Source organism: Povalibacter sp. (assembly GCF_036735925.1).
Classification (GTDB): domain Bacteria; phylum Pseudomonadota; class Gammaproteobacteria; order Steroidobacterales; family Steroidobacteraceae; genus Steroidobacter.
In genome coordinates this window covers 1-11193 of sequence record NZ_DAINNK010000115.1, presented here as the reverse complement: position 1 = coordinate 11193, position 11193 = coordinate 1, and the positions used below count along the sequence as shown (strand labels likewise).

Below are 11193 nucleotides of genomic sequence, written 5' to 3'. Positions count from 1 at the left end.
CGCACCGGCGTGCCGTTCGCCAGCGCGAGTGCATTGGCGAGGGCTGGGGCGATCGGCGGAGTGCCAGGTTCGCCGACGCCGGTGGGCTTGGCGGTCGAAGGCACGATGTGGACGTCGACGGCGGGCATCTGGTTCATGCGCAGGACCGGGTAGTCGTCGAAGTTGCCTTGTTCCACCACGCCGTCCTTGAGCGTCACTGCGCCGGAGAGCGCTGCGGCGAGACCGTAGCCGAGGCCGCCCTCCATCTGCATCGCGACGATGTTCGGATTCACGGCCAGACCGCAGTCGACGGCGCAGATCACTTTCGCGAGCTTCAACCCGTTCGCCGTGCGCTTGAGCTGCGCCACCTGCGCGACCACGGAGTTGAAGGATTCGTGCAGCGCCAGTCCCCACACTTCATCTTCCGGACGCGGCCTGTTCCAGCCGGACTTCTCGGCCACCAGATCGAGCGTGGCGTGATGGCGCTTGTGGTCGGCACTCAGCAGTGCCTTGCGCAATGCGTACGGATCCTGCTTCGTGTGACGCGCGATGTCGTCGAGGAAACACTCGGTCGAGAACGCGGTGTGCGTCGATCCGACCGAACGCCACCATTGCACCGGCACGCGGTTCTTCGTCGTGTGCAGTTCCACCGACAGATTCGGCACCGTGTACGGCAGGTTGGAGGCGCCTTCGACCGACGTGGCATCGATCGCACCAGGGCCCGCGAAGAGCGTGCCGGCCATGATCGACTGGCCGACGATGCGGTGCTGCCACGCGATGAGCCTGCCCGACTTGTCCAGTCCGGCCTTCAGCGTGTGCACGTACAGCGGCCGGTAGTAGCCGGCCTTCGTGTCTTCTTCGCGCGTCCACACCATTTTCACCGGTACGTCGACACCGGCCGCCTTCGTGATCGCCACTGCTTCCGCGACGTAGTCGGCGTGCGGATTGGCGCGACGGCCGAAACTGCCGCCGGCATACAGCATGTGCAGCGTGACGTTCGACGGCGGCAGGTTGAGCATGCGCGCGACGACCATCTGGTCGATGCTCTGGAACTGCTCGCCGTTCCAGATCTCGCAGTCCTGCGCGCCGATGCGCACGACGCAGTTGAGCGGTTCCATCGACGCATGCGCCAGATACGGGAATTCATACGTGGCTTCCAGCACCTCGGCCGCGGACTCGAGCGCGGCCGGCGCGTCGCCGACCTTCTTCGCCGATTCGCCGGGCTGCTTTGCCAGTTCGCGATATTCCCTGAAGAGTTCGGTCGTGCTGCCGCGATAAGCTGCCGTCTCGTCCCATTCGACAGTCACCAGATCGCGCGCCTTCTTCGCAGTCCAGAAATCCGTGGCGAGTACCGCGACGCCCGAGCGCACGTCCGTCTCGAAAGCGACGACCGCCTTCACGCCCTTGACTGCTTTCGCCTGGCTGGCATCGAAACCCTTCACCTTCGCGCCGAAACGCGGCGGATGCACGACGGCCGCAGTGAGCATTCCCGGCAGATGGATGTCCTGCGTGAATGTCGCCCTGCCCGTGGACTTGTCGCGGCTGTCGACGCGTGCGACCGGTTTGCCGATCAGCGTGTACGCGGATGCATCCTTCGGCTTCGCATCGGCCGGTGCCGGTACTTTCGCGGCCTCGGCCGCCAGTTCGTCGAAGGTTGCGCTGCGCTTCGACGCCGCATGCGACACGACGCCCTGGCTGACCGTCACCTCGTTCGCAGGCACTTTCCATTTCTGCGCCGCGGCACTCACGAGCATCGCCCGCGCGGTCGCACCCGCCTTGCGCAGCTGATCGAACGAATTCGAGATCGACGAAGAGCCGCCGGTGCCCATGGCGCTGCCGAACAGGAGATTGGCGTAGGTTTTCGTGTCTGCCGGCGCGCCTTCGACGCGCACCCTGCTCCAGTCGGCATCCAGCTCTTCGGCGACGATGGTGGCGAGCCCGGTGTACGCGCCCTGCCCCATTTCGATGTGCTTGGAGACGACGGTGACGATGCCGTCGGTACCGATGCGGATGAAGGCGTTCGGTTCGAACGCGGCATGTGCCGTGCCGTTGGCGATCGCCCTGCCCTGCGGCAACCAGAACGCGACGGTCAATGCCGCGCTCGCCTTCAGGACATCGCGGCGGCTGGCGTGCAGGAGCGTCTCTTTCTCTACGGTGCTCATGGTGGACCTCCGGTTACGCCAGCGATTCGGCAGCGCGCTTGATCGCCGAACGGATGCGCACGTACGTCGCGCAACGACAGATGTTGCCGGACAGGGCGGCATCGATGTCCGCATCGCTCGGCTTCTTGTTGGTGGCGAGCAGCGCGCTCGCGCTCATCACCTGGCCCGACTGGCAGTAACCGCACTGCGGCACGTTCTCCGCGATCCACGCTTCCTGCACGGCATGGCCGATGGGCGAGTCGCCGACGGCTTCGATCGTGGTGATTTTCATCGACGCGGCCGCAGCGACCGGCAGCACGCAACTGCGCGTCGCCGCGCCGTTCACATGCACGGTGCACGCACCGCACAACGCCTTGCCGCAGCCGTACTTGCTGCCCGTCATGCCGAGGTGATCGCGCAGAACCCACAGCAGCGGCGTATCGGGTTCGGCGTCGGTTTCGACTTTCCTGCCGTTGATGTCGAGCGTGAGCATGGCGGAATCCTCGGGCTGGCGGGTGGCTGGCATACGTGCACACGGGGCGGCGCTGGCCGACGGTGCCCCGGGATTCTAGCGGCAGAATCCGCAGAGCAGCAGCGTGCCGGACTCGCGGCGCGAGACTCATGGTCGCACGATCAGAACGTCTCGTCGTTCATTGCCCGCACGCGCCGACCTGCGTAGAGTCGCCCCCTCGCGTAACACTGCCGAAGGAAAACGCTCGTGCCGCTCAACGTTCGTGCCGCCGTCGTTCACGCTCCCAACGAGCCGTTCGTCATCGAAACGCTGCAGCTGGAAGGACCGCGCGAAGGCGAAGTCCTGATCCACGTGAAGGCGACCGGGCTGTGTCACTCCGATCTGAACGTGTACGAAGGCAAGTCGCCGTGGCAGTTCCCGGTGTTGCTGGGTCATGAAGCCGCCGGTGTCGTCGTCGAGTGCGGTCCGGGCGTCACGAAGTTCAAACCCGGCGATCACGTCATTCCGTTCCTGATTCCACATTGTGGAAAGTGTCAGTACTGCGCGCGGCCTGAGAAAACCAATCTCTGCGTCGAGGCCTTCAATCGCCTGCGTCCGCGCGAGAGCCGCTTCTCGCTGAACGGCAAACCGGTGTCGCAGTTGTGGGGACTCGGTACGTTCGCCGATTACACCGTGCTGCCGCAGGACACGATCGCCAAAGTGCGCGATGACGCGCCCTTCGATCCGATCTGCTACATCGGCTGCGGCGCGACCACCGGCATCGGCGCCGCCATGTTCGCTGCGCGCATCGAGCCCGGCAGTTCCGTGATCGTCTTCGGCCTCGGCGGCATCGGCCTCAACGTCGTGCAGGGTGCGAAACTCGCGGGAGCGAAGACCATCATCGGCGTCGACATGAATCCCGCAAAGGAAACGATCGCCCGCCAGTTCGGCGCGACGGATTTCGTGAACCCGAAGCAGGTCGAAAAGATCACCAGTCATCTCATGAAAATGACCGGCGGCGGCGCCGACTACACGTTCGAATGCATCGGCCTGCCGCAGGTGATGCGCCAGGCATTCGAATGCACCAACCCGGCGTGGGGCAAGGCCTACGTGATCGGCGTCGCGCCGCACGGCACGGAAGTGAACGCCGTGCCGACGCAGCTGATGATGGGCCGCCACTGGACCGGCTGCTACATGGGCGGCGCGCGTCTCGACCGTCTGCCGGAGATGGTCGACTGGTATGTCGACGGCAAGATCAACCTCGACGCGCTCGTCACGCACCGCCTGCCGCTGGAACGCATCGGCGAAGGATTCCGGATGATGCAGAACGGCGAGTCGATCCGGACGGTCGTGGTGCTTTAGGAAGAGGAGGGTTTCACACGGAGATCACGGAGCACACGGAGATCGAAGAGAAGATGAAGAGAATTTCCACGGGGGACACGGGGAACACGGGGTTCGGAACAGAAAATTTCTTATCCCCGTGCTCCCCGTGTCCCCGTTCTTCCCCCGTGGAAATTCTCCCTCTTCAGGTTGTTCCCGCTCAATGACGACACCGGCTGGCGATCCGAACACGAGCGCGAGTCTACCGCGCCTCGCTGCCACGATCCTTCTGTTGCGCGAGGCAGGCGCGCAGGTCGAAGTGCTGATGGTGCGGCGGCACGCGAATCTTTCCTTCATGGCAGGCATGTGGGTATTCCCCGGCGGATCGCTGCATCCCTCGGACAGCTCCGCGGCGGCGCTCGAGCTGCTGGATGTCGACGCCGTGACGCGACGCATTTCGATGGTGGATCTGCACGGCGATGCGCTGGATGCAGAACACGTCTGCGGCCTGGTGTTCGCGGCCTGTCGCGAAACCTTCGAGGAAACCGGCGTGCTGCTGGCGAAGCATGACGATGGTTCGTCGCCTTCCGCCGCGCTGCTCGAACGCGTGCAGCCGCTGCGGGCCACGAGCAACGAGAACGCCGAAGTGTTCGTGCAACTGCTCCGCGACAACGAGTTGCGACCGGATCTCGCCGGCATGACGTACTGGGCGCACTGGATCACGCCGTCGAGCGCGCCCAAACGATTCGATACGCGATTCTTCATCGTGCGCGCGCCGCAGGCGCATCTGGCCAGCGCCGATACGGGCGAAACGGTCGAGTCGGTGTGGATGACGCCGCACGATCTGTTGCAGGCCGCGCAGCGGCGCGACATGCCGATTTCGCATCCCACCCAATGCAATCTGCACGATCTGCAGGCGACCTTGACCCGCTACGGCTCGCTCGATGCGCTGCTCGCTGGCGAAGCGACCCGCAAAGTGATGCCGATCCTGCCGAAAATGTTTCGCGCGGAATCGCGCATGGCAGTCGTGATGCCGTGGGATGCGGACTACGAATCGTCTCCCGGCGACGGCCTGCCCGTGGCCGATTGCGGCGCATTGCAGGAGCTGCCCTCGCGCGTACTCGTCGATCGCTGAACTGCTGTCGCGCCCGGGTTTCGTCTGCAACGCCTGTAAGAAATCGCGACGGGTGTCACGATCGCGGAACGACGCTAGTCTTCCTCCCCGCGCAATTCATCAGAAGAATCCGGGGATTGTCATTATGTTGAGAAAGATCCTGATCGCGCTGGCGGCAACGGCCTGCGCGGCCGCGGCGGCACATGCAGCACGCATGGACAATCGCCTCGGCTACGATCCGCAGGCCGATCCCTTCGATCAGTATCACTCCGCCATCGAACAGGCGAAGGCCGAACACAAGCGCGTGCTGATCATCGCCGGCGGCGACTGGTGTCGCTGGTGCTATGCGCTCGACCGCTTCATCACGCGCAACGACGACGTGAACCATGCGCTGCATGATGCGTTCGTGGTCATGAAGGTGTACGTCGGCGACGAGAACTTCAACGAGTTCTTTTTCTCGCAATTGCCTGCAGCGCGCGGTGCGCCGCATTTCTGGGTCGTCTCGCCGGAGCGCAACGTGCTGGCATCGCAATCCACCGGCTCGTTCGAGCACGGCCGCTCGGATTACGACAAGACGGCGTTCCTGGGATTCGTGGAGAAGTGGAAGCCGTAAGAGATGGACTTGTAGGTCAGGCTTCAGCCTGACTGTTTTCAGGCCGGCTGAAGCCGGCCCCACAGGCAGAGCAGATCCTCAAGTCAGTGCCACTGGCTGTGACCGAAGGGAATCCCACGGGAAAGCCGGCCCCACAGGAAGACTCACCAGCGCAGGTCGTCCGGCACCACGAAATCCTTGTAGGGATCATCTTCCGCCGGCGCCTCGCCCTTGGCATCGAGCGACACCACGGCTTTCGCATTGAGCTCGCCGATCTTCGCCGCGATCGGCGGCAGCACGACGCTGTAGCGGCCTTCGAACCGCACGATCATCAACGTGCCCGCAATCAGCTGCTCGCGGCGCTGCGCATCGACGGACAGGCGGCGAACCTTGCCGCGATCGACGAAGTTGAAGTAGTCGTCCGTCTCCAGCTTCGGCAACTGGTTCGCCTCGATCAGCTGCCGGATCTGATCCGCCTTCTGTTTCGCTTCCAGCGATTCCTGACGCTTGCGGTTCAGCTCCGCATCGCGCGCGGCCTTGGCGGCCTGCGCCTGCTGCACCGCCTTCTTCGCCTCGTTGACGGGCGCGGCCTGGCCCCTGGATTGGCCCTTGGCGTGCTGATGGTGTTTCTGCTTCTGCTGGTGTTCGGCCTGCTGGGCCTGTTTCTTGGACACCAGGCCAGCAGCCAGCAATTGCTCGCGCAGGGACAAGCCGGTCATCGCAGTTTCTCGACGGGAGGTGGAAAGGAGCCGGCATTTTACGCCGGGTCGGGCGCGCTGCCAGCCCACCGGGCCGGCTACTTCAGCAAAGTCAGCACATTTTCCGGCGGCCGGCCGATCGCGGCCCGTTTGCCGTGCACGACGATCGGGCGCTCGATCAGCACGGGATGCCTTGCCAGCGCGTCGATCCACTGCGCATCGCTCAGGGTTTTTCCCGTGTACTTCTCCCTGAAGAGGTCCTCGCTCCTGCGAACCAGCTGCCCGGGTTCCATGCCGAGCTTCGCGACGATCTCCCTGAGCTGCGCCGCGCTCGGCGGTTCCTTCAGGTATTCGACGATCGTGGGCTCGACCCCATGCTCGCGCAGCAGCTCCAGCGTGGCGCGGCTCTTGGAGCAGCGCGGATTGTGATAGATCGTGTACTCGGCCATGACGTTACCTGGCGAACGGAGAGTCGGCGAATTTCACGGGGCGCGGAACTCGATCGGGCTCACCGACCGTCCTCCAGGAAAATCTTGCCGGGGTTGAGAATGCCCTGCGGATCCCACGCCGCCTTGATGGAGTGCATGAGGCCGACGACTTCCCCGCCGTATTCCTGCACGAGTTTTCTGCGCTTGCCCAGTCCGATGCCATGTTCGCCCGTACAGGTTCCGCCGGCCTGCAGCGCACGATCGATCATCGCGTCGTAGACACGATCGGCGCGCTCCTTCTCCGAGGGCACCGCCGGATCGAGCATGAACATGACATGGAAATTGCCGTCGCCGACATGGCCGACGATCATCGCGAGCAGTCCCGCAGCATCGATGTCGGCCCGCGCCGCGGCGACCGCCGCTGCCAGATGCGATATCGGCACGCAGACGTCGGCAATCAGGCAATCGCAGCCGGGCCGATAGGCGCGCACGGCGAAGTACGCGGAATGACGCGCCTTCCACAGCCGCGTGCGTTCCTCCTGGGCCGCGGCCCATTGAAATCCCGCACCGCCATGAGAACGGGCGATCTCTTCGGCCCGCGTCGTCTGCCCGTCGATGCTGTCTGCGGTGCCGTGAAACTCCAGAAACAGCGTCGGCTGCTCGGGCAGGTTCATCTGCGAGTAGCGATTGCAGGCGCGAATCTGATGTTCATCGAGGAATTCCATGCGCGCCACGGACACGCCGGATTGAATGATCTCCACGACCGTATCGACCGCGCCCTGCAGATCCGGGAACACGCACGTCGCCGCAGTCATCGCCTCCGGAATGCCGTAGAGACGCAGCGTGATCTCGGTGATGATGCCGAGCGTGCCTTCGGCGCCGACCAGCAGTCGCACGAGGTCATAGCCCGTCGACGATTTCGCCGCGCGCGTGCCGATGCGAACGATGCGGCCATCTGCCAGCACCACCTGCAGCGCCAGCACGTTGCGCGTCATCGCGCCGTAGCGGATGGTCGTCGTGCCCGATGCCCGCGTCGACACCATGCCGCCGATGCTGGCATTCGCGCCCGGATCGACTGGAAAAAACAGTCCCGTATCGCGCAGGTAGGCATTGAGCTGTTCGCGCGTGACGCCCGGCTGCACCACGCAGTCCGCATCGTCGGCGCGGACGTCCAGCACCTGGTTCATGCGCGACAGGTCGAGGCAGATGCCACCGTAGGGCGCGCTCACGTGACCTTCGAGCGAGGTGCCTGCGCCGAAGGCAATCACCGGAACTTCATGCTGCGCGCAGGCCGCAACGATACGGCTGACTTCTTCGGTCGACTCCGGCCACACCACCGCATCCGGCGGATAGGTGCGACCGGACGCTTCGCCGTGGCCATGCTGTTCGCGAACCGCCTCGCCGGTACTCAGCCGCGAACCGAGCATCGAGGCGAGCTGTTCGATCAACTGCGCCTTGCGCTGGCGAGCCGCCGGACTGAGGAACCGCGACTGCAGTGTGTCTTGCGCGCTCGTCGCCATCACGCCACCTGCAGGATGATCTTGCCCTTGTGAACGCTGCTTTCCATGCGCGCATGCGCAGCGGCCGCCTGCGCGAGCGGAAACACTTCATCGACGACGGGTCTGATCGCGCCACTCGCCAGCAGCGGCCAGACGTGCTCCAGCAGTTTCTGCTTCATGCGGCGCTTGAAGGCCGCATCGCGCGTGCGCAGCGTCGATCCCGTGATCTTGAGCCGCCGCTGCATGACGCGCAGCACATCGATCTCGCCCTTCGTGCCGCCCTGGGTCGCGATCATCACCAGCCGCCCTTCGACCGCCAGTACCTGGAGATTCCGCGCCAGATAGCTGCCGCCGATCATGTCGAGCACGACGTCGACGCCCCTGCCCTGCGTCAGCTTGTCGACTTCCGCGACGAAGTCCTGCGTCTTGTAATTGATGGCGTGCTGCGCGCCGAGCTGTTCGCAGAAGCGCGCCTTGTCGTCCGTGCCGACGGTCGTGAGCACCACGCTGCCGAGCGCCTTCGCGAGCTGGATCGCGGAGATGCCGATGCCGCTCGATCCGCCGTGCACCAGCAGCGTTGCGCCGCGCTCGAGCGCGGCGAACTCATACAGATTGCTCCAGACGGTGAAATACGTTTCCGGCAGGGAAGCTGCCTCGATGAGATTCAGCTTGCCGGGCACCGGCAGCACCTGCGCGACATCGACGGCGCAGTACTCGGAATAGCCACCGCCCTGCAGCAATGCACACACGGCATCGCCGGCCTTGAATTCGCTGACGCGGTCACCCACCGCGACGACATGGCCGGCGACTTCGAGTCCGGGATTCGGCGGCGCGCCGGGCGGCGAGGGATAGTGACCGCGGCGCTGCAGGACATCGGCACGATTCACGCCGGCCGCAGCCACCTGGATCAGGACGTCGTCATTGCCGGGCGCAGGCACCGGCCATTCAGCGATCTGCAGCGCCTCCGGCCCGCCAGGCTGGCGGACTTCGACGACGCGCATGCGGGCGGGGATCGGGCTCATGGGTGATGCGGCGGTGGCGACGGGCGCAGCATTCTGCCTCGCCCGTCGCCATGCGTCACCCGCTCAGTGGGCTCCGCTCAGTGGGTTTTGACGCCCTCGTTGCTCAGCGCTTCGAGGCCGCCGAGATCGACTTCGGCGATCGCGGACTTCAGTTCGTCGATGCTGGCCGCCTGTCCGCTGACCTTGACGGTGAAACGCTCGCCGAGCACGACCGCGTATTCGCCGTCCGAACCGCGCCATTCCTCGTGCACGAGGCGGCCGTCGGTGCGGTAGGTCTTTTCGTAACCGCTGGAAGTCTGTTTCTCGCCCTCGACGCCCGCCCAGCTTGCGAGTCCGAGCAGTCCCTTTGCCGAACCTGTGTCGGTGATGTCCAGTTGCAGCGTGCGGCCCGAATCGTCGGCGTACGAGGCCCGCGCTTCAGAGATCTGCATTCCCATCGCGCCATTGCGTTCGCTCGACAGATCGCCGCGCGACAGCCCCGCCAGCGACTCGGGCAGAAATGCCTTGAGACGATCTGGGGCCAACGCTTCGACCTGGCCGCCGCCGAGCGCGGCACCCATGAGTGCCTTCATGGCATCGGCCTGCGCCTGCTGATCGCCCGACTTCTCCGCGGCTTCCATCTGCTTGCCGGCCTGCTCGACACTCTTGCTCCACTGCTCGAGCTTGCCGAGCGAGCTGTCCTTGTCGAAGGTGACGTCGTTGTCGGAAACGCTGAACGAGGACCCGCCGCTCATCAGCGAACCGACACCCGCCACGGCACCGGCCACCGTCCAGATGGCGACGTTCAGCACGATGGCGATGATGATGACGACGGCCGTGTAGCCGCCGGCCTTGTCGGGCGGACACTTCATGGTGTGCGGCAGCCCCAGATACAGCAGGTAGATGCTGTAGATGCCGCCGGCGATCAGGATGAGCGTGCCGAGGATGGGCACGACCTGCGCAACACCTGCAACCCAGCTGGCGGTGTAGGCATAGGTAACCACCTTCAGCGCCTGCACCTGATTCTTCTGTCCGCCGAACGACGGCGCGAGTGCATCGACGATCAGCGCCATCACGAACACCATGGCCAGCGACAGCGCATAGCTGAGCACCATCTGCGTCAGGCCGGCACTGATGCCGATGCGGATCGTCCCGGCGAACGGGATGCTCATGCCGATCAGGCTCATCTTGAGGAACGCGAAGATCGCCGGAATGGCGGCCAGCAGGATGATGTAGTTCTTGTACAGATCCGCGACCGTCGCCGGCTCGTCGGCGATCGCGGGCCACTCGGTTTTCGGCATCAGCAGGATCGCCTTCGCCCGCGCGACTAGCTTGTTGAAGTCCACGAATTTCTCCCGGTTATGGTTTGGTGTGGGACGCGGGAAATTCTACGCCGCGGACACCGGCGGGACATTGGCCCGGAAGAGCCAGACCGGCCGACGGGTCTGCCAGTCAGCCCTTCTTCTTTGGCAGATACAGATCCGTCAACGTCCCCTCGAATGCCTCCGCCGACATGCCGATGGTCTCCGACAGCGTCGGATGCGGATGGATCGTGAGGCCGATGTCCGCGGCGTCGCTGCCCATCTCGATGGCCAGCGCGACCTCGGCGATCAGATCGCCGGCGTTCGGACCGACGATGCCGCCGCCGATGACGCGGTGCGTCTGTTTGTCGAACAGCAGCTTGGTCATGCCTTCGTCGCGGCCGAGCGTGAGCGAGCGAGCGTTCGCGGCCCAGGGGAAGCTGGCCTTCTCGTAGTCGACGCCGCGCGCCTTGGCATCGGTTTCAGTGAGACCGGCCCAGGCAATTTCCGGATCGGTATAGGCCACGGAGGGAATCACGCGCGCGTCGAAGAAACGCTTCTCGCCGTGCGCCACTTCGGCAGCGACCTTGGCTTCGTGCGATGCCTTGTGAGCCAGCATCGGCTGGCCGACGATGTCGCCGATCGCGAAGATGTGCGGCACGTTGGTGC

10 protein-coding genes and 1 pseudogene are annotated in these 11193 nt (G+C 64.9%); 3 read left to right on the top strand and 8 right to left on the bottom strand.

What is annotated here, in order from left to right:
• On the bottom strand, window positions 1-2141 hold a 2141-nt coding region (locus V7D81_RS21690; protein ID WP_324320240.1), incomplete at its 3' end, for a xanthine dehydrogenase family protein molybdopterin-binding subunit.
• A gap of 13 nt (window positions 2142-2154) precedes the next feature.
• Window positions 2155-2613 carry a (2Fe-2S)-binding protein gene (locus tag V7D81_RS21685; protein WP_349257719.1) on the bottom strand — a complete coding sequence of 153 codons (459 nt, stop codon included), beginning with the start codon at window positions 2611-2613 and terminating at the stop codon, window positions 2155-2157.
• Window positions 2614-2838: 225 nt separating this feature from the next.
• Here V7D81_RS21685 and V7D81_RS21680 point away from each other — a divergent pair, with 225 nt between their 5' ends.
• The 3 genes from V7D81_RS21680 (at window position 2839) to V7D81_RS21670 (ending at window position 5618) form a co-directional block, all read left to right on the top strand.
• The gene (locus tag V7D81_RS21680; protein WP_324320236.1) at window positions 2839-3933 is read left to right on the top strand and encodes a zinc-binding dehydrogenase; all 1095 of its coding nucleotides are present in this window, start codon (window positions 2839-2841) and stop codon (window positions 3931-3933) included.
• Window positions 3934-4114: 181 nt separating this feature from the next.
• A complete protein-coding gene (locus tag V7D81_RS21675) occupies window positions 4115-5026 on the top strand; it encodes an NUDIX hydrolase (RefSeq protein ID WP_324320234.1) in 912 nt (303 codons plus the stop codon).
• A 124-nt stretch (window positions 5027-5150) separates the two neighbouring features.
• Window positions 5151-5618, top strand: a complete 468-nt coding sequence (locus tag V7D81_RS21670; protein ID WP_324320232.1) for a thioredoxin family protein — start codon at window positions 5151-5153, stop codon at window positions 5616-5618.
• Window positions 5619-5761: 143 nt separating this feature from the next.
• Here V7D81_RS21670 and V7D81_RS21665 read toward each other — a convergent pair whose 3' ends face one another.
• The 6 genes and pseudogenes from V7D81_RS21665 to V7D81_RS21640 form a co-directional block, all read right to left on the bottom strand.
• Window positions 5762-6316, bottom strand: a complete 555-nt coding sequence (locus V7D81_RS21665; protein WP_324320230.1) for a DUF2058 domain-containing protein — start codon at window positions 6314-6316, stop codon at window positions 5762-5764.
• Window positions 6317-6393: 77 nt separating this feature from the next.
• Window positions 6394-6744 (bottom strand): arsenate reductase (glutaredoxin), encoded by a 351-nt coding sequence (arsC, locus tag V7D81_RS21660; RefSeq protein ID WP_324320228.1) that lies wholly within the window; start codon window positions 6742-6744, stop codon window positions 6394-6396.
• A gap of 59 nt (window positions 6745-6803) precedes the next feature.
• A complete protein-coding gene (locus V7D81_RS21655; protein WP_324320226.1) occupies window positions 6804-8243 on the bottom strand; it encodes an FAD-binding oxidoreductase in 1440 nt (479 codons plus the stop codon).
• On the bottom strand, window positions 8243-9223 hold the full coding sequence (locus tag V7D81_RS21650) for an NAD(P)H-quinone oxidoreductase (protein WP_349257718.1): 981 nt from the start codon (window positions 9221-9223) through the stop codon (window positions 8243-8245). The genes V7D81_RS21655 and V7D81_RS21650 overlap by 1 nt, the downstream gene beginning before the upstream one ends.
• Before the next feature lie 98 nt (window positions 9224-9321).
• Window positions 9322-10569, bottom strand: coding sequence for a Yip1 family protein (locus tag V7D81_RS21645; RefSeq protein WP_324320222.1), 1248 nt, complete (start codon window positions 10567-10569; stop codon window positions 9322-9324).
• 106 nt (window positions 10570-10675) lie between these two features.
• A pseudogene (locus V7D81_RS21640) lies at window positions 10676-11193 on the bottom strand (dihydrolipoyl dehydrogenase); the annotation flags it as partial.

What these genes read in the sequence shown, in the direction of transcription:
- V7D81_RS21665 (WP_324320230.1), bottom strand. Translation starts at nt 6,316, where the DNA reads ATGACCGGCTTGTCCCTGCGCGAGCAATTGCTGGCTGCTGGCCTGGTG.
- V7D81_RS21675 (WP_324320234.1), top strand. Translation starts at nt 4,115, where the DNA reads ATGACGACACCGGCTGGCGATCCGAACACGAGCGCGAGTCTACCGCGC.
- V7D81_RS21650 (WP_349257718.1), bottom strand. Translation starts at nt 9,223, where the DNA reads ATGCGCGTCGTCGAAGTCCGCCAGCCTGGCGGGCCGGAGGCGCTGCAG.
- V7D81_RS21685 (WP_349257719.1), bottom strand. Translation starts at nt 2,613, where the DNA reads ATGCTCACGCTCGACATCAACGGCAGGAAAGTCGAAACCGACGCCGAA.
- arsC (WP_324320228.1), bottom strand. Translation starts at nt 6,744, where the DNA reads ATGGCCGAGTACACGATCTATCACAATCCGCGCTGCTCCAAGAGCCGC.
- V7D81_RS21655 (WP_324320226.1), bottom strand. Translation starts at nt 8,243, where the DNA reads ATGGCGACGAGCGCGCAAGACACACTGCAGTCGCGGTTCCTCAGTCCG.
- V7D81_RS21670 (WP_324320232.1), top strand. Translation starts at nt 5,151, where the DNA reads ATGTTGAGAAAGATCCTGATCGCGCTGGCGGCAACGGCCTGCGCGGCC.